The following is a 23,632-nucleotide window of genomic DNA, read 5'->3' on the forward strand; positions in this document are numbered from 1 at the left end:
TGCCTCAGCAGGCGATCGTGGCGAGCGGCCCTGCGGCCGCGCACGCGCCAGGGTTGGATCGACGGGCGCCTTCGACGCGCACCCGCGCAGTGTTGTCGCCCGTCGCCGCCTCCGGGCTGCCGGATCCGACCGTCGCGACGTTCGTCCAGGTGCGCTGGTCGGTGCGCAGCACGCGGACGGTGACCGTCGTGTCGGCACCGGCACGCAGGCCGCCGAGCGAGCAGTAGAGGACGCGGGCCTGGACGCTGCAGCTGCCGCCGGCGGTGCGGGCGGTGAGGAATCTCGCGGCGCCGATGATCTGGTCGCCCACGGCGACGTTCGCGGCGGAGACGCTTCCTTCGTTGGACACGGTGACCCGCCACGTGTCGACCGGCTGCAGGCCGGGGGTCGTCGAGACGAGGCGCTTCTCGACCGTGAGGTCGGATCTGTCGCCGCCGGGGACCGGATCGGGACCTGGCGGGTCGACGGGATCGGGTCCAGGTCCAGGTCCGGGTCCGGGTGGTCTGGGCGTGGGGTGGCGCACGTTGACGAAGCGGCAGTCGGTCTCGGGGTCGGTGCGCGTCAGCCGCACGACCGCACGACCCTGGCTGAACGGCACGAGCCTTCTGTCGCACACGACGGCGAGCAGCGACCAGTCGCCTCTGTCCTGCGTGCGCGCCGCGGACTCCTGTATGACGTAGCGGCCGAACGGCAGGTCGTCGAGCGACTGGCCGCGGGCGCGAACGGCCTGCCCCTGTCTGCTCGTCGTCGCGAGCTGACGGCGCTGGATCGTCGGGTCCTCGTACGGGGAGACGACGAACGCGGCGGTGCCGGTGCCGCCGAGCGTCTCCTTTCTGAGCGTGATCTTCCCGGGCATCACGAGCCGGTTGGTGAACGTGCAGATCGTGCCGCTGCCGCTCTCGACCGCCCCGAGGACGGCCTCCTCGGCGCCGAAGTTGCTGTCGTTGCAGCTGGCGCCGACGCGGCGCCAGACGCCGAGCGGGCTGACCGGCAGCCGCTCGCTGAGCTCGTACCGGCCGGGCTGGATCGTCAACGGGCCGCTGCCGGCCGGCACGCCTTCCCGGGTCGTGCGGATCGCACGCGAGCCGATCGTGCGCCCACCGTTCGCGTCGCGGACGCGGAAGTCGAAGCTGCCGACCCCGCCCTCGGTGATCTTGCGCACGAGCAGGCCGGCTCTGACGGGCTGCGGCCGGTTGACGTACGTGCACGTCACCGTGTCGCCGGCCGCCAACTGGATCGACACGCGCCGGGCAGCGAGGTCGGTCGCGACGACGCTCGCGCCGTTGCTGCACTCGATGCCGGTGAGCGCCCAGCCGGCCGGCACGTTCTCGACCGCCGTCCACGGCGGATCGCCGGCCCGCGTCTCGGCGCGGAAGAAGGTGATGCTGTCGGGCCGGTCCGGGCCCGCGGTGAGGTCGAACGCGCCCCCGGCGTTGTAGGAGATGTTGCCGCCGTAACCGAACGTCTCCGACGTCGCGTTCGCGCCGCGGACCTCCTTGCGGATCACGATCGTGCCACTGCTCGGCGGCGGCGTCACGTAGTACGCGTAACAGAAGACATGCCGCACGCCGGAGGGGAACTGGACCGTCTCGACGTTGTCGCCGTTGAGGTCGTCGATCGCGCACCGCAACGCGCCGAAGCCGTATCTGCCCGCGAATCTCGGATCCTGGTAGAGCACCGGGTCCTCCGGCTCGCCGCCCTGGAGCCACAGCGCGTTGCCGGGGCTGCGCGACAGCTGGTCCGCGGACAGCTCGATCGTCGTCGCCGCGGCGATCCGCTGCCCCGCGATCGTCTCGCCCTGATAGCCGCGCGCCGGCACCGACCCCTGCGTCACGATCGACATGTCGTCGGGGTTCAGCACCTTCGACAGCGCGCCCCACACGCCCGTCACCGCTCTCGTCTGGTAGCTGGAGCCAAACGTGAAACGCCAGCCGACGAGCGGCCGGCAGGCCGGCTGCCCCGCCTGCTCGGTGCGCGGATCGATCTGGTCGCCGGAGGAGTAGAGCGTGTCGTCGCCGAGGTCCTGCAACGACTCCATGATGTTGTTGCGGGCGAGGTTCGCGCGGATGTCCGTGTACTCGTCGCACTCCCGCGCGGCGATCGTCACGAACACGTCCGTCCCTCTGCCGTCCGGCTCGCTCGGCCCGACCTGCTGCGCGCCCGCCGACCCGCCACTCACCGACACGATCGCCGCGATGATCGCCGCGACGCCCAACCGACGACTCCGCTCGCCTTCCACCCCCATCGACGCCTCCGCTTCCGGCAGCGCTCACGCCGAGCGACCGCTTTCCTGCAGCGTCTACCCAGCCGGACCCCGACCGGGAACATCTCGATCTCCCACCTGTCGCTCCATCCGCCGGGAGCGACGAGCACGGAACCGGGGTGGATCTCGGCGACGCACGAGCCAGCCAGTCGCCGTCTCGTCAGCCTCAGTGGCGCGCTCGCGCCGCGCCCGCCGGCGCCGGCGCCGGCACTCTCACGCCGAAGACGCTGATCTTGCGCTGTCTGCCGCCGGTCGGTGTGAACGCGACCCAGAGGCGCAGGCGGGTGGCGCCGCGACCGCGCGCGATCAGCTCACGGCCGCGTCTGTTCGGGCGCAGCGTCAGCGTGAACGGGCCGGCGCGTCTCACCGTGAAACGCCCGGTCGCGAACGCGAAGCGGCTCACCAGCGGGGTGAAGGTGGCGGAGGCGCCGGCGAGGGTCGCTCTCCGCGCGGTCAGCATCGTCTCCGCGCGGCCGCGGCCGGGGAAGCGCACGGTGAAGCGGAGACTGCCGTCAGCGTTCGTGCGGACGCGGGTGAATCTGACGTCGTTGGAGGGCGGCGTGCCGCTCGGCGTCCCGGACGGGCCGTTCGGCGTGTCGCCGGAGCCGTTCGGAGCGCTCGGGCCGGTTCTCCCGCCGTCGGGCGGCGTGCCGGGGCTGTCCGGACCTCTTCTGGCCGGCGGATCGGCCGGTCTCACGACCGTGTAGGAGATGCTCGCACTCGCCGCCTGCCCGTCTCTCGACGTCGCGGTCACGCGGTACGCGTGGCTGCCCGCCGCCGCCGTGTCGAGCACCCCGGTGCCACTCGCACCGACGCCGTCGACACACGAGGCGATGCCGGGGCCGAAGTCGCCCTCGGCGCACGCGAACGCGGTCTCAACGCGGTCGCCGACGGTATAGGTGCCGCCGTCGCCGGGCGCGCTGATCGTCGCTCTCGGCGCCTCGGCGACCGTGTATGCGACCGACGTGCTGCCGCTCAGGCCGTCGTCGCTTCTCACGTCGACCGTGTAGGTGAATCTGCCGGCTCTGCTCGTGTCGAGTCTGCCGCTGCCGCCGCTCGCGCCGCCGCTGTCCTCGCACGTCGCGATCGGGCCGCCGTCCTGGCCGATCGCGCAGCTGAAGCTCGTCGTCACCGACTCGCCGATCGCGAAGATCGCGCCGTCCTCCGGCGCGCTGATCGTCGCCGTCGGCACTCTCGCGACGGTGTAGGCGATCGAGGCCGCTCTCGTCTGGCCGCTGCCGGAGGTCGCCGTCACGGTGTAGATGTGCTGGCCGGTCGTCGTCGTGTCGAGTCTGCCGGGGCTCGCCGCGCCGACGTCGTCGAGGCAGGTCGTGATCCCCGGACCGCTCGCGCCGTCGGCGCAGGCGAAGGCCGTCGCGACGTCCGCGCCGACGGCGTAGACCTGACCGTCGGCGGGCGCGGTGATCGTCGCGCTCGGCGCGGCCGCCACGGTGTACGTGATCGAGTCGGTCCCTCTCTGGCCGCTGCTGGAGGTCGCCGTCACCGTGTAGGTGCGGGTGCCGGGCGTCGTCGTGTCCAGTCTCGCCGGGCTCGTTCTCCCGGCGCCGTCGAGGCAGCTGTCGATGCCGGGCCCACTAGCACCGTCGGCGCAGGTGAAGGCCGTCGCCACGTTCTGGCCGACCGCGTAGGTCCCGCCGCTCGCCGGCGCCGTGATCGTCGCACTCGGCGCCGCCGCGACCGTGTAGGTGATCGACGCCGCTCTCGACTGCCCGCTTCTCGAGGTCGCCGTCACGGTGTAGGTGCGCGAGCCGGGCGTCGTCGTGTCCAGTCTCCCCGGGCTCGTTCTGCCGGCGCCGTCCACGCACGTGGAGATCCCCGGCCCGCTCGCACCGTCGGCGCAGGCGAAGGCCGTCGCCACGTTCTGACCGACCGCATAGGTCCCGCCGCTCACCGGCGAGCTGATCGTCGCGCTCGGCGCAGCCGCCACGGTGTAGGTGATCGAGTCGGTCCCTCTCTGACCGCTCGCCGAGGTCGCCGTCACCGTATAGGTGCGGGTCCCAGGCGTCGTCGTGTCGAGTCTGCCGGGGCTGGTCGAGCCGGCGCCGTCGAGACACGAGCTGATCCCCGGGCCGCTCGCACCCTCCGCGCAGGCGAAGGCCGTCGCCACGTTCTGACCGACCGCATAGGTCCCGCCGCCCGCCGGCGAGCTGATCGTCGCGCTCGGCGCAGCCGCCACGGTGTAGGTGATCGAGTCGGTCCCTCTCAGGCCGCTGGCCGAGGTCGCGGTGACGGTGTAAGTGTGGGAGCCGGGCGTCGTCGTGTCGAGGCTGCCCGGGCTCGTTCTGCCCGCGCCGTCGACGCACGAGGTGATCCCACCGCCGTTGACCGCGTCCGCGCACGAGAACGAGGTCGCGACGGTCTGCCCGACCGCGTAGCTCCCGCCGTCGGCCGGCGAGGCGATCGAGGCGGTCGGCGACTCGGGTGTCCAGTCGATCGTGATCGAGCCGTTCAGCGGGGGGTTCGTTCTCTCCCACACCGCGGTCGTGATCGCGACGTTGCCGATTCTCGCCGGGCTCGTGTAGTTGGAGCCCGCGCCGCCGCCTCCGCCGCCGTAGAACAGGCTCAGCTGGCTCGCTCCGCCTCCGCCGCCGCCGTAGCGACCGCCACCACCGCCGCCGCCGCTGCCGCTGCAGAGGCCGTTGGACTGACTCTCGTAGGCGCCAATGCCGCCGAAGCCGAGCGCGCCGTCGGTCGACGGGACGGGTGTGGTGCAGAGGGCCGAGAGGCCGCGCGCGCCGCCGGCCGACTGCGTGCCGGGCTGGCCGGCGGTCGTGCCGAACGCGCCTTCGTGCCCGGCACCGGGGGTCGCGCCGCCCGCGCCGCCGCCGGGGCAGGCGTCGCGGTTGTCGCCACCGGCACCGCCGCCGCCGCCGGCGACCAGCAGGCGCGAATCGGTCGGCGTCAGCCCGCTGCCGACGGGCAGCGTGCGGATGTCCGACGCGCCGCCTCCGCCGCCGCTTCCCCACTGCTCCGAGCGGCCGTTGCCGCCGCCGTTGTACCCGCCGGCGCTGCTCTGGGCCGGCGGCATCGCGTCGCCGCCGGCGCCGCCGACCACGACCCAGAAGCTCTGCCCCGGCGTGACGGTCATCGTCCCTCTCACGCGCGAGCCGGCACCGCCTTGGCACCGAAACGGCGGCGTCTGGAGCGCGCCGCCGCCCTGCCCGCCGATCGCGTCGATCGAGACGCTCGTGACGCCCGCCGGGACCGTGAACTGCGTCGCGCCGGGGGTCGTGAATCTCTGCGAGGTGGCGGCCGAGGCGGCGGCCGGCAGCAAAGCCGGGATCAGCGTCAGGGCGAGACAGGCCAGGGTCGGTCGAACAGCGCGCGCGTGCATGTCATCGACCGTCGCAGTTGCTCCCGGTCCCGCAACAGGGACCTGGGTCCCCTATTTCGGCGGGCAAGGGACCTGGGTCCCTGTTCGCGTCTCAGCGCGAGAGGTAGCGGACGACGGCGAGCACGCGCCGGTGGTCGTCGCTGCTCTGGTCGATGCCGAGCGCGTCGTAGACGAGCGAGACGTGCCGGACGACCGACTTCTCGGTGACGTGCAGGCGCGCGGCGATGGCCGCGTTGCTGCGGCCCTCAGCCATCAGCGCGAGCACCTCGCGTTGGCGGCGTGTGAGGCCGGCCAGTGGATCGCCCGGGCGTGGGCGGTCCATCATCGCGGAGACGACGACGGGATCCAGCACCGTGCCGCCGTCGAGGACGCGGTGCAGGTCGGCGATGAAGGTCTCCAGGTCGGCGATGCGCTCCTTGAGCAGGTAGCCGACGCCCCGGTCGTCGTGTCGCAGCAGCTCGACGGCGTAGCGGCGCTGCATGTGCTGGGAGAGCACCATCACCGGCAGCCCCGGCAGTTCGCTGCGCAGCTGCAGGACCGCGCGGAGCCCGTCGTCGGTGAGGTCCGGCGGCATGCGGATGTCGGCGACGACGAGATCGGGTCTGAGCCCGAGCACACGCCGCACGAGATCGCGTGCGTCCTCGGCGACCGCATCGATCGTGAAGCCCGCGCCCTCCAGCACGAGCCGCAGACCCTCGCGCATGAGAACCTGGTCCTCGCCGATCACGACGCGCACGGGATCACCGCCCGCACGCGCGTCCCGCTCCCGGGCACGCTGTCGACGTGCAGCTCGCCGCCGAGCGCCTCGACGCGGTCGACCATCCCGCGGATCCCGCCGCCCGCGCGGGCGCCGCCGGCGCCGTCGTCGGCCACTGCCAGCACGAGCTGGTCGCGCGTGCGTTCGAGCGACACGGTCAGCGCCGCGGGACCGGCGTGCTTGAGCGCGTTGGAGATCGCCTCGGAGAGGACGAAGTAGGCCGCGCTCTCGACGTCCAGCCGCAGGCGCTGCTCGAGCCCGGCGACGTGCAGCTCGATCGGCATCGGGAGGCGGTCGCGCAGATCCTCGATCGCCGCCGCGAGCCCCCGCTCGGTGAGCTGCGCCGGCATCACGCCGTTGACGAGCTCACGCAGCTCCTCGATCGCCGACTGGATGCCGGCCCGCAGCGTCGCCTGGTCGCCTCTGCCCGCCGCCTGCACCGCGAGCAGAACCAGTCGCGCCTGCAGGCCGTCGTGGAGGTCGCGGGCGATCCGGCGCCGCTCGCCGTCGGCGGTCGCGGCGATGCGCGCGCGTGAGGCGCGCAGCTCGACGGTCAGCCGCTGCCGGTCGAGCGCGATCGCGACGATCCGGCCGGCCTCGCGGATCTCCTCGGGCCGGTCGACCAGCATCGCGTCGTAGGCGATCGCGCCGACCGCGCGCCCGCCCAGCTCGACGTCGACCGTCCCACGCCCGTTCGCGCGCGCCGCGACGACCACGGGGATGCCGCGATCGTCGACGAGCGCCTCCTCGCCCTGGACCCGAAACAGGACCTGGACGGACGGGTCGCCGAGCGTCGTCGCGAGCGCCGTGCGCAGCTCGGGCCGCCCGCCCTCGTCGGAGCCGAGCCAGACGCCGAGCTCTGCGAGGTCGCTGGTGCGGTCGAAGCCGCCGCGCGAGGCCGCCACGACGAAGACGAGCGGCACGAGGCCGAGGCTGACCAGCTGCAGAATGGTGCGCTGCACCGGGTCGCCGTCGAACACGCTGTGCTCGAGTGCGCTGCTGACCGGGACGACGAGCAGTGCGAAGATGCCGTAGACGGAGAGCGGGACGAGCACGCGGCGCTGCTCCGGGCGGGCCCGTCGCATCCGCTCGATCAGCAGCGCGGCGGTCGCGAGCACGACGATCGCGCCCGCGATGCGCTGGACATGCAGGCCGGCGGCGTCGAGGTCCGGGCGGTTCGCGACATTGAGCGGGCTGTCCGCGGCGAACAGGTACCGGGGTACTTGCAGCGGCAGGCAGACGAAGTAGCCCGCGAGGACCACGACGCGCTCCGCCGTGGTGTGCAGCCGGCCGGTCGGGAAGCTCAGCAGAAGCTGCACGATCACCGCGAGGATGACCGTCCCGACGATCATGCCGACGGCCACCGGCACGGGCGCGTCGACGGCGGCGACCTCCGGCAGCAGCGCGAAGCCGCCTGCGACCACGAGCAGCAGCCCCAGGCGGCTGCCCGGCCGGCGCGCCCATGCCACCAGGCCCGTCATGACGTACACCAGCCCGACCACCGGGAAGCACGCCGTGAGCCAGGCGTACGGCCCGCCCCGGTGCAGGATCAACGCGACCTCCGTGCCCGCGACGCACACCGCGCCCAACCCGATCAGCCAGAGCGCGTCGGTCAGCGGCCCGCTACGCGACGCGGCGGGTGAAAAGAACGACGCGGTCGAAGCCCGGGGGACGCGGATGCGGCAATCCTGCCAGAACTGTCACCGCGACAGGGGAGCGTCTCAGCCGACGACGCGGGGCGGTGCGACGCCCGGTGCTCCACCCCGCCCACCGATCGTCGCGCCGGTCGCGGTGCAGCTGACCTGCTTGCCGCGATGGTCGCTCGTCAGGCGGAAGGTCGGGCGCGGTCCCTCCTGCTTCTGGAAGCCGTCGATGAGGAAGCCGTAGTCGAGGTTGCGGGTCGGCTTCACGAGCCAGCGTACGTCGCACGTCACCGTGCGGCCGACCGCAGCGGTGCCGGTGATGCGAGCTCGGCCGATCACGGCCGGCGCCCATGCCGGGCTGGGCGCGAGCGCGAACTCGCGCCCCTCCACGGCGTCGGCGTAGATCTCGGGGTCGCCGTCCTCGCCGCAGCTCGGTCCCCAGCTGACCACGCCGACGATCGTCGGCGATCCCGCCGGGCCGGCGAGGAGCGGGCCGCCGCTGTCGCCGACGCACGCCGACGTCTTCACCGTCTTCCCCTTGGGCCCTGCGACCGGACGGCCCCGCGTGCAGAGGGACCAGCGCCGCAGCAGCGCCGTCGGCAGCTGGTCGGTGCACGAGCCAGGCGCCACGACGTCCACCACCGCCGAGCGGAACACGCCCTGCCCCGCGCCGTCCGCGCTGGTGGCGCCGCGACCGATCGTGGTCGCCGCCGTCCCAGCGCGGGTGAGGCCATCGGCGGCCGTGGCGATCGTCGCGACGGGCACGTCGCTGACCGGTCGGTTCAGCTCGAGGAGCATGAGGTCGCCCGCGGGCGGCGGAAACTCGCGTTCCATCTTCGCCAGCTCGCGCACGTGCAGCGGGAGGATCGCCCGCCGGCGGACGGTGCGCCGCTCGTTCCTCGGACCGACGAGCACCGCGTCGCTCTCCTCCAGCGCGCTCGTGCAGTGCGCCGCGGTCAGCACCCGGTCGGGAGCGATCAGCGCCCCGCCGCAGCCCGTGCCGACGACCGCGAACGCGGGGAACTGCGCCCGCGACGCCGGTGTGCCGCCGACGACGGCCGCCGACGCCTCCGGGTCGTCGTCGGTCGGCGAAGCCGGCAGCGAGTAGACGTTCCGCGGGCTGATCACCCGCGTGATCGCTTCGCCGACGACCGTGCTCGGGGCGACGCCTCTGCGCGCGATGTCGGCGTTGATCAGCGCGACGACCGTCGTCTTCGTCTGCGGGCGGTACAGCGACAGCGTCTGGTAGCCGGGCAGCGATCCGTTGTGGCCGAGCCAGCCGCTGACGTTGAACATGCCGATGCCGTAGACGATCGGCGTGGCACCGGCGACGGACGCGAGCCGCAGACGCTGGGTTCTCGCCGACAGCAGCCCGCGGCCGCTGACGAGCCGGGGCGCCCAGATCCGCAGGTCGCGCAGCGTCGAGACCATCTGCCCGGCCGCCCAGGTCCAGGTCGGGTCCCAGCTCGTGGCGTTCGCGACGCGCCCGTCCGGCGTCGAGTCCGCGTAACCCTGCGCGTGGGGCGACGGGAACCCGGTGCCGGCGGGGAAGCTCGTCTGCCGCATCCCCAGCGGCGCCGTGATGTGTCTGCGGATGTAGGCCCCGAGTCTCTCGCCGGAGACCCGCTCGACGACGAGGCCGAGCAGGATCGTGTTCGTGTTCGAGTAGCTGAACCCCGTCCCGGGTGCGAACAGCAGCGGCTCCCCGATCGCGGGGGAGAGCAGCTCCTGCGGTGTCCACGCATTGAAGGGATGGTCGGTGAGCGCTCTGTCGACCGACTCGGTCGCGCTGTAGTTGACGAGACCGCTGCGCATCGTCGCGAGCTGTCGCAGCGTGATCGTGTCACCGCTGATGACGCCGGGGACGTACTTGGAGATCGGATCGTCGAGCGCGACCTTGCCCGCGTCGACGAGCTGCAGGAGCGCTGTCACCGTGAAGGTCTTCGTCACGCTCCCGATCCGCATGTACAGGTCGCTGCGCATGGGCCGGCGCGTCGCCGTGTTGCGCACGCCGAAGCTCCGCACGTACGGCGCTCTGCCCTGCTGCCAGACGCCGACGATCGCGCCGGGCGCGGCCGTCGTCGCGAGCGCCCGCCGGATCGATCTCGTCAGCGCGGCGTCGCGCTTCGGCGCGGCCGACGCCTGCGGGACCGACGCGATCGCCGAGGCGACGAGCACGCCCGCGACGGCGCGCACGGCCCGGTGTGAAGTCAGCTGCATCGTGTCTCCTGAAGAAGGGCGTCAGCCCGTGTAGCCAGCCAGGGCCGTGACGATCCGGTCTTGCAGCGCGTACGCCGGCGACTCGATTCTGTCCGGCGGGACGAACTCCATCCGCATCCCGTTCAGCATCACCGCGAAGGCGAACCGCTTGCCGCTCACGCTCGTGCAGTAGCCGGTCATGTTGAGCGTCGAGTTCGCCTGCTTCGCGTCGACGCGCGTGCCGTCCTTGAGCTGGCAGCGACCCTCCGCGACGGTTCCGGCGAAGCGCCGCAGCGTGCCGTCGCGTCCGGCGCGCGAGAGCGACCGCGCGAACGCTCTGCCCTCGGGCCGCTCGCGCATCCCCCTCAGCAGCCCCACGAGCTGCCGCGGCGACGTGCGGTCGGTGAGCGTCTCGCCCGAGCCCGACCGGATCGCCGGCGCGAGCCCGAACGTGTCCGCGATCGTGCGCGAGACGACGCGGGCGCCCCCGGCGCGCGAGCCGTCGCCGGCGACGCGCGCGCCGACCAGCCGCAGCGTCGCGTCCGCCGCGTAGTTGTCCGACGGCTTGTTGATCAGGGCGGCGAGCCGCGCGAAGGCCGGCGATCTGGTGCTCGCCAGTGTGCGGGCGCGCGCGGGCGTGCGCGCGGTGCCGGCGGACCCGTCGACGCGGATCCCGGCGTCGCGCAGCGCCCGCGTCAGCCCGCTGGCGGCGAAGGTCGCGGGGCGGCGCTGCGGCGCTGCGCTCGTCGCGTCGCGCAGGCCGCGGTTGAAGCCGATCGGCGTGCGCGGTCCGTTCGGGATCGGTCGCTCGAATGCACCGGCGACGCCATACGGGCAGCCGCGGCCGAACAGCGGATCGGCGCAGAGGACGAGCGGGAACTCCGTCCCGCCGTTGTCGCGGTAGAGCGACGCGTCGCCGAGCACGCGGCCCGTGACGTGCCGCAACCCCGAGCGGCGCAGCTCGGCTGCCAGCCGCTCGACGCTCGCGTCCGACCCGTACGCCTTGCGCGCGAAGGCCGCCGTGCCGAACGTGAAGTCGCCGGCGCCGCGCAGGTAGAGGTCTCCGCTCCAGGTCGCGCCGCTGCGCCGGCCGACGCCGAGTACGTGGGTCGTCAGCCTGGTGTCCGAGCCCAGCTCGATCAGCGCGGTCGAGGTCGTGTACAGCTTGGTCACGGAGGCCGAGAGGCGCAGTCTGTCGCTGCGGTCGTCGAAGACGACGCGGCCGTCGGAGAGGTCGACGACGTAGGCGCCGGCCGCCGACGGGCCTTTCGCGATCTGCGCGGCGAGCGTCGAGCGCAGCTGCTCCTCCGAGCTCGGCGCCGCGACGGCGTTCGCGGGAGCGCCGAGCGCGGTCGCGCCGACGGCGCCGACCGCCGCGACGAGCAGGCTCAAGCCGCGCGAGCGTGGTGCCGGACCCATCCGCTCAGCGACCGAGCAGCGCGCAGACCGCGTCGGCCTGCACGGAGCGCAGCTGCCGCAGCAGCGCGCCCTTCGGCGGCGGGATGTTCAGCGTGGTCGTGACCGAGCGCGAGCCGTCGGCCGTGGCGGCGGCCCACTGCGCGTAGCCCGGGAAGCTGCCCGTGTGGCCGTAGACGACGCCGCAGCGGCTCGTGTAGCGGAAGATCGCGAGGCCGGCCGCGTTGGTGCCGGGGCCGGGCGGGCTCGACGCGCCGCGCACGAACTGCAGTTGCTGCTCCTGCTCGGCGGCTCCGAAGAATCTGCGACCGAGATCGGCGCGGATGAAGGCCGAGAGGTCGCGCGGGGTCGAGACGATCGCGCCTGAGGCCCAGGCGCCGCTGGGGCTGATGATCGAGGTGCTGTCCTGTGGCGCCTCGCCGGGCGCCACGAGGTAGCCGTGGATGAACGGCGCGGGCAGCGAGAGGCGTCTGGTCGGGAAGCTCGTCTGCGTCAGGCCCGCCGGACCGAAGACGATCTGCTGCAGCAGGTTCGGGTACGGCGTCGCGGTGATCGCCTCGGCGATCAGGCCGATCAGGATGTTGTCTGTGTTCGAGTACTCGTAGCGCGAGCCCGGCGCGAAGGAGAGCGGCTCCCTGCGCACGAAGCCGACGACCTGCTGCGGCGTCACGTACGCCCGCGAGTCTCGGTTCATATGCGCGGCGAATGCCTTCGACCCCGTGTAGTCGGGGATCCCGCTGGTGTGGTTCAGCAGCTGGCGGATCGTCACCGCCGACCATGCCGCCGGCGCGCTCGGGAGCCGCTGGCCGAGCGTGTCGTCGAGGCTGAGGCGCCCCTCCTGCACGAGGTGCAGCGCGACGGCCCCGCTGAACGCCTTCGCGATGCTCGCGATCCGCATGTGCTGGTTCGCCGTCGGCGCGCCCGCTCGTCTGACGTCGGCGCGGCCGGCGCGCAGCACCGTCAGGCGCCCGTCGCGGTACAGCGTCGCGACCGCGCCGGGTGCCCCGCCGCTGGCCGCCACGAGCCGTCTGAGACCGCGCTGGACCTCGGCGTCCGTGGTCCGTGCCTGCCCGACCGCGGGGACGAGCAGCGGCAGCGCCGCCACAGCGGCGCACGCGATGCGCCTGGGCGCGGTCGAACGGATGAAGCGGGACATACGGACTCCTCGAGGGCTGGGCGGTCAGCGCGGCGAGCCGCGCCCGCGAACCGTTGCGCATCGAGCGGGCACCGGAACAGGGACCTAGGTCCCTTGTTGGGGTTTCAGCGCTCTTGCACGCTGATCGTTCGCGCTCCGTCCGGCGAGCGCCTCCGAGTTCCCGAGGTCACCGATGCGCGCAGGTCCGTTGCTCCTCCCGACGCTGGTCGCGTTGGTCACCTCGTCGTCGCTCGGAGCAGCGGCCGCCCCGGCGGTCGCGGCCGAGGGACCGGCCCCCGCTGCCGCAGCGGCGAGAGCCCGGCGCGCGGCCGCTCCGGTGGTCGCACCGCGGCCGGGCGCCGTCGTGCGGGCCCATCGCGTCCGCATCCGCGTGCGCTCGGGCGACGCTGCGGGCGCGTTGCGGGTCCGCCTCAACGGCGTCCCCGTCGGCGCCGACTTCGGCGCAAGCCGGGGCGGTGTGCGCACGCTCGTCACGTCGGTCAGCCATGGGCTGCGCCGTGGCCGCAACGTGCTGCGCGTGACCGTGCTGCACTCCGGCCGGCCGCCGCGCAGCACGACGGTCCGCTTCACGGTGCGCACGAGACGAGCGCTGACCGGCGCCGGACGTGACCGCCGTGTCGCGATCGGGGCGACGGCGCCGATGACCGGCAGCGCGCACGGGCTGCCGCGCGCGAGCCGCCCCTCCGCCCGCTGGCGCGTCGTCGCCGGCCCTGGCGTGCGGCGTACGCCCGCCGGCAGATCCCGCACGAGAGCGCGCAGCGCGCAGCGGTCCCTCGCGAACGGGCTGCCGCTCGCGGCGCTGACGCCGCCGCTGCTGGCCTCGCCTGCCGGCCTCGCGGCGAGCTTCCGCCCCGTCGTACCGGGCAGATACACGCTGCGGCTGACGAGCGGGAGCGGGGCCGCGAGATCGTCGGACGAGGTGACGCTGACCGCCGTCCCGCGCACGCCGCTGGTGCCGATCGACACGATGGCGGCCTTGACGGGCGACGGGCGGGGCATCCGCGTCGGGGAGATGACCTACCGGCTGCGTGACGCGCAGGGCGCGCCGCAGAGCACCGCCGTTCCGGCGCTGCAGGTGGTCGTGCTCGACCGCGACACGCTGAGCCCGATCTCGAACAAGGCCTACGGCAGCAGCCAGCGGGCGATCCCCGAGCTGAAGGCCCTTCACGACGATGAGCAGCTCGTGATCGTCTCGCTGCAGGCGGGCGACGCGTCGACGAGCGGCGACTTCGAGACCATCGAGCAGGGGCTCGCGGGACTCGGCTTCCCGGCGGGCAGGCTGCCGATCCGACCCGGGTCGTTCTCGGGCGTCGGGGTGCCGGGGATGGAGCCCGGCGAGGCGGACGTCAGCGTCGTGCCGTTCTCGACGGACACCGGCCGGATCGCGACGTACGGGCGGATGCAGGGCTATCTCAGCCCCGACCAGCACCTCAACTACGGCTTCGTCCCGAGCGAGCGCGTCCCCTTCAGGTACGTCGCTCCGGAGTCGCCCTGCGGCCCTGGCGCCTCCTGCGCCGGGTCGGTCGGCTTCCGCGTGCTCGTACAGGACTGGAAGACCCTCAAGCCCGCGCGCGGCGGCGACGGGATCGTCTACCAGACCGGCCGGCCCGGCCTGAGCGCAGCGCAGCAGAGCGCCGAGGCCCAGAGCATGGTGAGAAACCTCGCGGCGGTCGAGGACGGCAACCTCGTGATCGTCCAGGCCGTCAGCACCCGCAGCGGCGCCGGCTACCTGCCGCCGATCGGGGAGATCGACAGAGCGACGATGACGGCGCTCGCCAGAACGATCGCCGGCTTCGGCGGCACGCGCAACGCCTTCAACCGGATCGCCCGCACGACCGGCCCGGCCGCCGGCGGCGGCTCGACCTACACGCTCGTCGGCTGGAAGGACGCCGGCGAGGGCGAGGCCGCCGAGGTCGCGGCGAACGTCGACGGCGCCGGCCCGGCGCCCGCGCTCAGCGGCGTCCTGCGGCCCGACCGCGAGTCGCGCTTCCGGCCGGCCGAGGTCTCCGCGACGAGCAGACCCTCCGCCGACCCGACCGCGCTCGCCTCACTCGTGATGCAGGAGCCGACGGGGGAGTGGCCGCTGTCGGACCCCAGACATGCCGCCGCGATCGCCTACATCGGCGGCACGCTGCCGCAGCTCGGCTCCGACCCGCGCACCGCCTACTGGACGCAGAGCTTCACCCAGTCCGACACCAACGCGCTGATCCGCGACGTCACGAACACCGCGTACAGAGCGAACGACCGCTTCAGCGCGGGAGAGTTCGTCGAGGCGCGCGACCAGCTCGTGTTGGAGCTCGGTCTGGTCGGCAAGGTCCGCTCCTACCTCTCGAAGCTGCAGCAGCCGTTCTCCGAAGGCCAGCTGAGCCAGTGGGTGACGGCGCAGACGGTCGCCGACCGCGTGCTCGAGGACGCCGAGAACCCCGACGACGAGGTGACGCTGTCGTGGCTCGAGCTGACCGCGCAGGTGCTCGAGCTGCTCGGACCGGCGACCGAGGAGGTCACCGGCGTGCTCGGCGGCCTGCTCGACATCGGCATGTGGGGGTACGGCGCGACGAAGAGCGGCGGCCCCAGCGAGGGCGAGATGCGCGTGCACGCCGACGCGTTCGGCAAAGCGCTCGTCGACAGAGCCGAGCAGGCGAAGGTGACGATCGACCGGATGGGCGACGTGATCGTCGGCGACTACGCGAAGCTCGCGGTCGTCGGCAGATACGGGAGCTGCGTCGACTGCCCGGCGAGATACGCCTACCTGGCGCTCGACGGGAGAGACATGTCGCGCAACAGAGCGCAGATCGACCGCGGCGTCCAGCGCCTCGCCTACCAGAAGCTGCTGCCGCTCGGCTTCCCCGTGATGGCGCTGACGCGCGTCGGCAGACACAACGACTGGCCCCGCAGCACGGCGCCGGACGTCCGGGACTACGTCTGCAACGGGTACCAGCCGTGGAAGGACTACGCGGGGAACGCTTCCACCTCCCTGCTGCAGGAGCTCGATCCGGCAGGCAGAGTGAACGCGTACGACACGTTCGTGATGTCACGTCCGCCCGGCATCGCGACCGGGCACGGCACGCCGCCGTCGAACGAGCTGCTCGAGCTGATCTTCGGCGCCGAGAGACTCGGCATGGATCCGGGCGCCTTCATGGCGGCGGCGAGACACCGCACCTGGTTCTCCAGCGAGGACAGAGAGCGGACCGCCTGCTTCTGGCTGAGATAGCGCGGCCGACGCCGTGACGACGATGAAGACGACGAGGAGCAGCATGAGACGACTGATGGGAGCCGGCGCGGCGATCGCGCTCGCGTGCGCCGCCGCGCCCGCGGCCGAGGCCGCGCCGATCGGGCCGGTGCCCGGCCTGCCGGCGGAGGCGCTGACGGTGATGAACCAGCCGGCCTACAGACACTCGGGGTGGCACATCGCGGTCCGCGACGCCGCCACCGGCGCGTCGGTGATCTCGCTGAACGCCGACCTGATGGCGCAGCCCGCGTCGGTCGTGAAGACGTACAGCTCGGGCGCGGCGTGGCTGCAGTTCGGGCCGGACAGCCGCGTGACCACGCCGGTCAAGCGCACCGGGAGGCTGGCCGGCGGGACGCTGCGCGGCAACCTGATCCTGGTCGGCAAGGGCGACATGACGATGGACGGCCGCACGAATCCGGACGGAACCGTCGACTTCGCCAACCTCGACCACAACGACGCCAACGACATCCCCGGCGCGACGCTCACGTCCGGGAACCCGCTGCGGGGGCTGAACCGGCTCGCGCGGCAGGTGCGCAGATCCGGGATCCGGCGGGTCTCCGGCGACGTGATCGTCGACGACCGGCTGTGGCAGACCTCCCACCTGGAGAACGGTCCCGTCACCCCGATCGCGATCAACGAGAACCTGATCGACTTCGTCACGAAGCCGGGGCGGCCCGGCCAGATCGCGACGCAGACGATGCGGCCGAAGGTCGCGCCGTGGAGAGTCGTCAGCGCGGTCAGAACGGTCGCCGCGAACGGCAGAACGAGAATCCTCGTCAGCTCGCCGCGCCACGGCCGCGTCGTGCTGTCGGGGACGATCGCGGCGAACAGTGGGCCGGTCGTCAACACGTACGCGTTCGAGGACCCCGCCCGCTTCGCTCGCACGGCGTTCGTCGAGGCGCTCGGACGGGCCGGCGTGAAGGTCGACGCCGACCCGGTCGCCGCCAACCCGGAGCGGCTGCTGCCGCGCAGAGCGGCGACGGAGCGGCTGCGCACGGTCGCGCGGCTGCGGTCGCTGCCGCTGCGCGAGGAGGCGACGTACGTGCTGAAGGTCAGCTACAACCGCGGCGGGCAGCTGCTGATCTGCCGCCTGGCGGTCACGGCCGGCAGCACCGACTGTGACGACGGCCTGGCGAAGGCGCAGGAGATCTGGGCCGCCGCGGGCCTGGACACCGACGGCGCGGTGCTGAAGGACGGCTCAGGCCTGACCGGAAACCTGATCACGGCGGACAACCAGGCGCAGCTGCAGGCGATCATGGGCGAGCGTCCCGATGCCGCCGCCTGGCAGGCGACGCTGCCGATCCTCGGCGTCGACGGCTCGCTCGCGAGAGTGCAGGCGAACGGCGCGGCGGCCGGCAGAGTCTTCGCCAAGACCGGCACGCTCGGCGACTGGGACGTCTTCAACCGCCGCTTCGTGCTGCCGACCAAGGCGCTCGGCGGCTTCATCGACACCAGAAAGGGCCGCCGCTTCACGTTCTCGATCGTCGTCACCAACGCGATCTTCAAGGACTTGGAAGGCCTCTTCGCGGCCAACGACGACGTCGGCAAGGTCGCGGCGCTGATCCAGCAGGCCTACTGAGGGCGGCTCGGAGCCGGTCCCTCGTCACGACGGTGGGGGACTGTGCTTCGCCGTAGCGGCCAGGCAGCCGGCTGCCTGGCCGCTCTACGGGATGAACTCACGCCGGACGAGGGCGGAGGCCGTCAAGCGCGGTCTGCAGGATCGGGTCGAGGTAGTCGGGCTCGGCGGGGATCTTGGCGATCGCGATGACCATGTCGAGGATCTGCTCGAGCGTGAGGTCGTCGCGGATCTCGTGTGCCTGCTGGGCGGCGGTGAGGAGGGACTGGCCGGCGGCGAGGACGCGGTCGCGGTTGCTGCCGAAGACGGGGGCGCTCGGGTCTGAGTGCTGCAGCAGCTCGGCGCTGATCGGGCGCTTGCTGACGAAGTAGGCGAGGAACCGCTCCAGCCACGTCGTGAGCACCTCACCGGGTGCGCCGTCGAGCGTGCCGGCGGCGTCGCAGATGGCGTCGACCTCGTCGGCGTAGAGCGCCTCGAGCAGTTCGCGCCGGCCGGGAAAATTGCGGTAGAGCGTCGCCATGCCGACACCTGCGCGGCGGGCGATCTCGGCCATCGAGATCTCGCCCTCGCCGTCCGCGAAGGCGGCGCGAGCGGTCGCGAGGATCGTGTCGCGATTGCGCTTGGCGTCGGCGCGTCGGGACGGGGCTGGCGGTCGGGCGGGGGACATCGGGCTTGAAGTGGAGAGGCTATCCGCTAAAGTGAAACGAACAACCTATCCGCTTCACTTCGAACTCATCTTACCCACCCGCTGCGAATCAGCCCCGCGGCGAGCGAAAGGCTCTCTTCATGGACTACCGCCCACTGGGACGCACTGGCGTCTCGGTCAGTCAGCTGTGCCTCGGCGCGATGATGCTCGGCGCGTTCGGCAACCGTGACCACGACGACGCGATTCGCATCGTCCACCACGCGCTCGACGCCGGAATCAACGTCATCGACACCGCCGATGCCTACTCGGGCGGCGAGTCGGAGACGATCATCGGCAAGGCGCTCGCGGGCGGCCGCCGCGAGAACGTCGTGCTGGCGACGAAGGTCGGCCTGCCGGTGGGCGAGAACCCCAACCACCGCGGCGGGTCGCGGCGGTGGATCACAGAGGCGGTCGAGGCGTCGCTGAGACGGCTGGGAACTGACTGGATCGACCTCTACCAGGTCCATCGCCTCGATCCGGCTACCGACCTCGACGAGACGCTCAGCGCGTTGTCAGACCTCGTCCACGCCGGCAAGATCCGCGCCTTCGGCGCCTCGGCCGTCGCGCCCTCGCAGATCGTCGAGGCGCGGTGGGTCGCCGAGCGGCGCGGCCACGAGCGCTTCCGCACCGAGCAGCCGCCGTACTCGATCCTGACGCGCGCAGTCGAGTACGACGTGCTGCCGACCAGCCTGCGTCACGGGCTCGGCGTGCTCGTCTACAGCCCACTCGCGGGCGGCTGGCTGTCGGGTAAATACCGCAAGGGGCGCGAGGTGAGCGGACCAGGCTCCGCCGCGCGGCAACAGCGCTTCGCCGCCGCGATGGACGCCACTCTGCCGGCCAACGCCGCCAGACTCGATGTCGCCGACGCGCTCGGCGCGCTGGCGGACGAGGCCGGCCTGACGCTGGTGCAATTGGCGATCGCGTTCGCCACCCGCCATCCGGCTGTCACCTCGGCGATCATCGGGCCGCGGACGATCGAGCACCTGGAGTCCTATCTGGAGGCCGACGGGGTCGAGCTGTCCACCGACCTGCTCGACCGCATCGACGAGATCGTCGCGCCCGGCCACTCGATCGACGTCGCCGACAACGCGTGGGCGACGAGCACGAACGCGCTCGACCCGGCCTACCGCCGCCGCTAGCGCGGCGGGGCTCTCGGAAGCTCAACGCCTGGTCTCGTACCTGGTCAGGATCACGCCGTTGGGGAACGTCCGGGTCTCCACCAGGGTCAGGTTCACCCAGTTGTCCAGGGCCGTGAAGAACGGCGTGCCGCCGCCCACCAGGACGGGGTGGGTGACGATCGCGTACTCGTCGATCAGCCCGGCCCGCATGGCCGCCGCGGCGAGGGTGGCGCCGCCGATGTCCATGGGGCCGCCGTCCTCGGCCTTGAGCCGGGTGATCTCGGTGACCGCATCGCCGGTGACCAGGCGGGCGTTCCAGTCGACCGTGCTGATCGTCGAGGAGAACACCACCTTCGGCATGTCCTGCCAGCGGCGGGCAAACTCGATCTCCGCCCGTGTGGCGCCGGGCTGCTGGTCGGCGGTCGGCCAGTGGGAGCTCATCGCCTCCCACAGCTTGCGCCCGTACAGCGCCAGGCCCGTCGCCCCCACCCGGTCGGACCACCACTGGAACAACTCATCGCACGGCACGCTCCAGCCGATGTCGTCACCGGGCGCGGCGATGTAACCGTCCAGGCTCAGGTTCATGCCAAAGGTCAATTTCCGCATACGTCAGCCTCCCGTGAGTAGGTATTAGGCGTACAGACCAGCAGAGCGCGGAAGAATCATCGGTCACCGGTGCACTTCTTGCGCGACATGAAGCGCGGGAACGGCTCGGCGACGTCGTCGCGCGCCGCGACGGGCCGGCGGCGAAGGTCCCACGGCTGCTGGAGGCTGCGGAGGACGACCTGCTGGGGTTCTACGAGTTCCCGAGGGAGCACTGGCCGAAGCTGCGCTCGACGAATCCGCTGGAGCGGCTGACCGCCGGTCGGACGTCGTCGGGATCTACCCCACGACGCGGCGCTGATCGACCGCGCCGGCATGGTGCTGCTCGAGCAACACGAGGAATGGTCGGTCGGCCGCCCTCTCGGAGACGTCGATGCGCTTGGTCCTGACGCGGACCGCGACCACTCCGGAGACGGTGCAGCTCGCCGCCTGACGACCCCGCGCCACGACCTCGACCACGAACCGCTCACGGATCACGAAAACCGAGCTGGCGGAGATCTTCGAGGCGTTCGACGTGAACGTCGCCTACGACAAGCCCAAACGCTCGGCTCGAACCTGCCGCTACGGTCACGGCAGAACTCGTGACCGACCAAGAAAAGCGACCGCCCCAAGGGGGCGGTCGCGGGACTTCCGTATAGCGGGGGCGGGTTTTGAACACCATCCCGCGACCGAGTACCGGTTCGTCGTGGTGCGGGAGCTGGCGTAGCATCGGGCCGATGTCGAGCGGGCGAGCAGCGATCCCATTCATCTGCTGTTGACCGCTTTGAGATGTACTGCCATAGTGAGTACATGGCCACGGTCAAAGACGAACGCCTTCAGATCCGCGTCGACCCGCAGCGCAAGCAACTGCTCGAACGCGCCGCCGATGCCACCCACCAGAACCTCTCCGCGTTCGTGCTCCAAGCAGCAGCCCAGCACGCCGAGGAAGTTCTCGCCGAGCGCACCGTGATCCAGCTCTCGCCGCAGGCCGCGCGAGCGTTCACCGACGCGCTCGCGCAGCCGGCGATGGTCAACGAGCGGCTCGCCGCCGCGCTGGACCGCCCACGCGGCTTCCGCTGGGTTGACTGACCTCCGTCGCCCCGAGCCGCTCGACCCCGCGCGCCACGACCGCAGCGGCTTCGACTCCGGCGAACACGCGCTCGACGACTGGCTGCGCCGCTACGCCGGCCAGAACCGCCGCCGCCACACCGCCGCCACCTGGGTCATCACCACCACCAGCGACGCAGTGGTCGCCTACGCGAGCCTCGCCATGACCGCGATCGACCGCAGCGCCGCACCCGCCGCCGTCGCCAAGCACGCCCCCGATCCCGTTCCCGCACTCCTGCTCGGCCGCCTTGCCGTCGACAGAAGCTGCACCGGCCTCGGGGTCGGCACCGCGCTCGTCGCGCACGTCCTCGCCACCGCCGTCGAGATCAACACCAAAGCTGCCTGCCGCGCCGTCGTCGTCACCGCACTCCACGACCGAGCGCGCAGATGGTGGGAACGCCTCGGCTTCCACCCCTTCCACCCCGACGACCCCACCGACACCGACCTCTACCTCCTCACCAACGAGATCGAGACGACGCTCAGCACGCTCGCCCGCTAGGTCGGAACCGCGTCCCACAGAAGCAGCTGAAGGTTCCCTGGCTCGACGACTGGGGCTGCACCTGCTCGTTGAGCGCGATCATCATGGCCGTGACGCTGCGGCCCAACGACAAGCTCGATGAGTGGACCCTGCTCGCGCCTTTGGGAAGAGGCGGCAACGGCGAGGTGTGGCGAGCGGAGCATCCTCAGCACGGCGAGGCCGCGCTGAAAGTCGTGTCCCGTAAGTCCGGCGACCGGTATCAGCGTTTCAGCGATGAAGTCGAAATCATGGGGCGACTCGGCGGTCGTCCTGGGGTTCTGCCGCTGGTGGCCTACTCACTGCCGTCTCGGGACTCACGCGACCCAGCATGGCTCGCTACACCCGTCGCTGAACGGCTTCGCACAGCCCTCGGTTCGGATCTGGATCTCGGTGCCATCGTCGAGGCCGTTCGTGACATTGCCTCGACCCTCGCTGACTTGAGCACTGCTGGCATCTACCACCGCGACCTCAAGCCGGACAACCTTTTCCGGCTCGATGGTCGCTGGGTACTCGGAGACTTCGGTCTCGTCGCATATCCAGAGGAGGACGCCGTCACTGTCGGTGATCGCCGCCTGGGCCCCCTCTTCTTCATCGCCCCGGAGATGCTTCGCAAGCCGGATCTCGCCGCTCCGGGCCCGGCCGATGTCTACTCGCTGGCTAAGACGCTTTGGGTCCTGGTGACGGGGCAGAGCTACCCGCCCGAAGGGCAGATTCGTGTCGAGGTCAGCTCTCATAACCTCGCGAACTGGATTGAGGATCCGGGAGCACTGGCGCTCAGCCGTGTTCTTCAATCCGCCACGCACGACCCTCCAGAGGCTCGTCCGACCATGCACGAGTTCGTCGAGGAGTTGGAGACCTGGGCGAGACGCGCCCCGACACAGGACGACGAGGCCGCAGAAGCCATTCGGCGAGACTACGTGACCTCGCTCGGTGAACAGTTGGCGGAAACCGTCGATCCGCAGGCATTTCAGAAGATCGAAGCGGAGCTTGGCGCGGTGTTCGCCAGCGCCCGGCAACGAAGCACCGAAAAGCAGCAGCGACTGGTCCGCGAGGCTTGGAGCCAGAGCGAAGCAAGTCGCCGGTCGCTCATCGACGACTACGGCGTCAAGGCTGCGCTGGACCTTCACGACAACCCGTGGGAGGGCTCGGTCCGAGACGGTGACGATTTTGCGTACGCCGTGACGCGTTGCAACCCTGGCGAGCGCCAACATGAACTCCAACGTGCGCGCCAGATCCTCTGGGGTCGGCCGCTCTGGTGGATGCATTGCGTTGCTCTGACGGGGAGCCTGAAGCTTCGCGGCCAAGAGGGATGTGAGCCACTCGCAACCGAGTTGGCCGCTCAAGGAGTTCGCGACCTCCTGCTCGAATTCAGCGATCATCCGGCCCTGACCGCGTCTTGGCGTTTGCAGCGAGCGTTCATTCCCGCGACGACACGAGTAGTCGGGTACGGCCCTCTGAAGGAGATGTCGGAGTCGATGAGTGCCGCCATGTCGGCCGAGGATCGGCTCCGCTACCCACCGAACCCTGGTCGCGTGATGATGCTGATCGTTCGCAACATCGTCCGAACCCGACTCCGTCAGCTCGATTGGACCCCTCAAGCGTTGACTGCCGCCGCGACCGAGGCTGAGGCGGCACTCCAACGCATACCGATCCCGGCGGCGGAGTGGGATGGCCCAATCCACGATCCTTGGCTTCAGTCGTGGTCACGATTTAGCCCACTCGTGATGTGTGGTCTCGCGATTCTGAACGCAAGTCCCGTTGCCGAAGATCTGCTCAAGGCCGATGACCTGAGGCAAGTGATTCGAGCCGCCACGGGTAGCGATTCTCAGACCCTCCGTGGCCCTGCTATCGGTCTCGCGGAGCGGATCGGGCTCAACCCTGCCCGCTAGGTTCACGGGAACCTGGCGAGCGGACGAGTCTCCGCCTCGCCTCCCGCAGGTCCATCTACCGGGCGGGTTTTGAACACCATCCCGCGACCGGGTACCGGTTCGTGGCGGTGGTGGATTTGAGATCAGAGCGGGTGTGCAGA

16 protein-coding genes are annotated in these 23,632 nt (G+C 71.7%); 7 read left to right on the forward strand and 9 right to left on the reverse strand.

The genetic code is table 11. From position 1 onward, the window contains the following. Nucleotides 1-4: 4 nt before the first annotated feature. The 7 genes from CWOE_RS25900 to CWOE_RS25930 all read right to left on the reverse strand — a co-directional run bounded on the left by CWOE_RS25900 (nt 5) and on the right by CWOE_RS25930 (nt 12,789). Nucleotides 5-2,215 carry a prealbumin-like fold domain-containing protein gene (locus CWOE_RS25900; protein ID WP_041730972.1) on the reverse strand — a complete coding sequence of 737 codons (2,211 nt, stop codon included), beginning with the start codon at nt 2,213-2,215 and terminating at the stop codon, nt 5-7. A gap of 214 nt (nt 2,216-2,429) precedes the next feature. Continuing rightward, entirely contained in the window at nt 2,430-5,618 is a 3,189-nt protein-coding gene (locus CWOE_RS31500; RefSeq protein WP_012936624.1) for a glycine-rich protein, read from the reverse strand. A gap of 91 nt (nt 5,619-5,709) precedes the next feature. Then, a complete protein-coding gene (locus tag CWOE_RS25910) occupies nt 5,710-6,354 on the reverse strand; it encodes a response regulator transcription factor (RefSeq protein ID WP_012936625.1) in 645 nt (214 codons plus the stop codon). Beyond that, the gene (locus CWOE_RS25915) at nt 6,342-7,928 is read right to left on the reverse strand and encodes a sensor histidine kinase (protein ID WP_236262158.1); all 1,587 of its coding nucleotides are present in this window, start codon (nt 7,926-7,928) and stop codon (nt 6,342-6,344) included. Before CWOE_RS25915 ends, CWOE_RS25910 begins: the two co-directional genes overlap by 13 nt. Nucleotides 7,929-8,096: 168 nt before the next feature. Next, nucleotides 8,097-10,238, reverse strand: coding sequence for a serine hydrolase (locus CWOE_RS32245; protein WP_012936627.1), 2,142 nt, complete (start codon nt 10,236-10,238; stop codon nt 8,097-8,099). Nucleotides 10,239-10,259: 21 nt separating this feature from the next. After that, a complete protein-coding gene (locus tag CWOE_RS25925; RefSeq protein WP_041730976.1) occupies nt 10,260-11,609 on the reverse strand; it encodes a D-alanyl-D-alanine carboxypeptidase/D-alanyl-D-alanine-endopeptidase in 1,350 nt (449 codons plus the stop codon). Between the two features lie 31 nt (nt 11,610-11,640). Next, nucleotides 11,641-12,789 (reverse strand): serine hydrolase domain-containing protein, encoded by a 1,149-nt coding sequence (locus CWOE_RS25930; RefSeq protein ID WP_012936629.1) that lies wholly within the window; start codon nt 12,787-12,789, stop codon nt 11,641-11,643. A 211-nt stretch (nt 12,790-13,000) separates the two neighbouring features. On the opposite strand from CWOE_RS25930, the gene CWOE_RS25935 reads away from it, so the two are divergent. After that, nucleotides 13,001-16,000: a hypothetical protein gene (locus tag CWOE_RS25935; RefSeq protein ID WP_148261162.1), complete on the forward strand. Its 3,000-nt coding sequence runs from the start codon at nt 13,001-13,003 to the stop codon at nt 15,998-16,000. Between the two features lie 43 nt (nt 16,001-16,043). Then, the gene (gene dacB / locus CWOE_RS25940; RefSeq protein ID WP_012936631.1) at nt 16,044-17,597 is read left to right on the forward strand and encodes a D-alanyl-D-alanine carboxypeptidase/D-alanyl-D-alanine endopeptidase; all 1,554 of its coding nucleotides are present in this window, start codon (nt 16,044-16,046) and stop codon (nt 17,595-17,597) included. 97 nt (nt 17,598-17,694) lie between these two features. Here dacB and CWOE_RS25945 read toward each other — a convergent pair whose 3' ends face one another. Next, nucleotides 17,695-18,261, reverse strand: a complete 567-nt coding sequence (locus CWOE_RS25945; RefSeq protein ID WP_012936632.1) for a TetR/AcrR family transcriptional regulator — start codon at nt 18,259-18,261, stop codon at nt 17,695-17,697. Between the two features lie 119 nt (nt 18,262-18,380). Between CWOE_RS25945 and CWOE_RS25950 the strand changes: the two genes are divergently transcribed. Beyond that, complete coding sequence (locus CWOE_RS25950; RefSeq protein WP_012936633.1) at nt 18,381-19,418, forward strand: aldo/keto reductase; 1,038 nt, start codon at nt 18,381-18,383, stop codon at nt 19,416-19,418. 21 nt (nt 19,419-19,439) lie between these two features. Here CWOE_RS25950 and CWOE_RS25955 read toward each other — a convergent pair whose 3' ends face one another. Beyond that, nucleotides 19,440-20,003: a dihydrofolate reductase family protein gene (locus tag CWOE_RS25955; protein WP_012936634.1), complete on the reverse strand. Its 564-nt coding sequence runs from the start codon at nt 20,001-20,003 to the stop codon at nt 19,440-19,442. A 23-nt stretch (nt 20,004-20,026) separates the two neighbouring features. On the opposite strand from CWOE_RS25955, the gene CWOE_RS34530 reads away from it, so the two are divergent. From CWOE_RS34530 to CWOE_RS25975, 4 genes are all read left to right on the forward strand, one after another. Then, nucleotides 20,027-20,389 carry a transposase gene (locus CWOE_RS34530; protein WP_148261382.1) on the forward strand — a complete coding sequence of 121 codons (363 nt, stop codon included), beginning with the start codon at nt 20,027-20,029 and terminating at the stop codon, nt 20,387-20,389. 400 nt (nt 20,390-20,789) lie between these two features. Continuing rightward, nucleotides 20,790-21,068 carry a type II toxin-antitoxin system TacA family antitoxin gene (locus CWOE_RS25965; protein WP_041730980.1) on the forward strand — a complete coding sequence of 93 codons (279 nt, stop codon included), beginning with the start codon at nt 20,790-20,792 and terminating at the stop codon, nt 21,066-21,068. Further along, on the forward strand, nt 21,061-21,585 hold the full coding sequence (locus tag CWOE_RS25970) for a GNAT family N-acetyltransferase (RefSeq protein ID WP_012936636.1): 525 nt from the start codon (nt 21,061-21,063) through the stop codon (nt 21,583-21,585). Before CWOE_RS25965 ends, CWOE_RS25970 begins: the two co-directional genes overlap by 8 nt. 68 nt (nt 21,586-21,653) lie before the next feature. Further along, entirely contained in the window at nt 21,654-23,492 is a 1,839-nt protein-coding gene (locus CWOE_RS25975; RefSeq protein WP_041730982.1) for a protein kinase domain-containing protein, read from the forward strand. Nucleotides 23,493-23,632 lie beyond the last annotated feature (140 nt).

The organism is Conexibacter woesei DSM 14684 (genome assembly GCF_000025265.1).
In the GTDB taxonomy this organism is placed as follows: domain Bacteria; phylum Actinomycetota; class Thermoleophilia; order Solirubrobacterales; family Solirubrobacteraceae; genus Conexibacter; species Conexibacter woesei.

Coding starts and splice junctions, on each gene's coding strand:
- CWOE_RS25950 (WP_012936633.1), top strand. CDS start 18,381: ATGGACTACCGCCCACTGGGACGCACTGGCGTCTCGGTCAGTCAGCTG.
- dacB (WP_012936631.1), top strand. CDS start 16,044: ATGAGACGACTGATGGGAGCCGGCGCGGCGATCGCGCTCGCGTGCGCC.
- CWOE_RS32245 (WP_012936627.1), bottom strand. CDS start 10,238: ATGCAGCTGACTTCACACCGGGCCGTGCGCGCCGTCGCGGGCGTGCTC.
- CWOE_RS25945 (WP_012936632.1), bottom strand. CDS start 18,261: ATGTCCCCCGCCCGACCGCCAGCCCCGTCCCGACGCGCCGACGCCAAG.
- CWOE_RS25965 (WP_041730980.1), top strand. CDS start 20,790: ATGGCCACGGTCAAAGACGAACGCCTTCAGATCCGCGTCGACCCGCAG.
- CWOE_RS31500 (WP_012936624.1), bottom strand. CDS start 5,618: ATGCACGCGCGCGCTGTTCGACCGACCCTGGCCTGTCTCGCCCTGACG.
- CWOE_RS25930 (WP_012936629.1), bottom strand. CDS start 12,789: ATGTCCCGCTTCATCCGTTCGACCGCGCCCAGGCGCATCGCGTGCGCC.
- CWOE_RS25955 (WP_012936634.1), bottom strand. CDS start 20,003: ATGCGGAAATTGACCTTTGGCATGAACCTGAGCCTGGACGGTTACATC.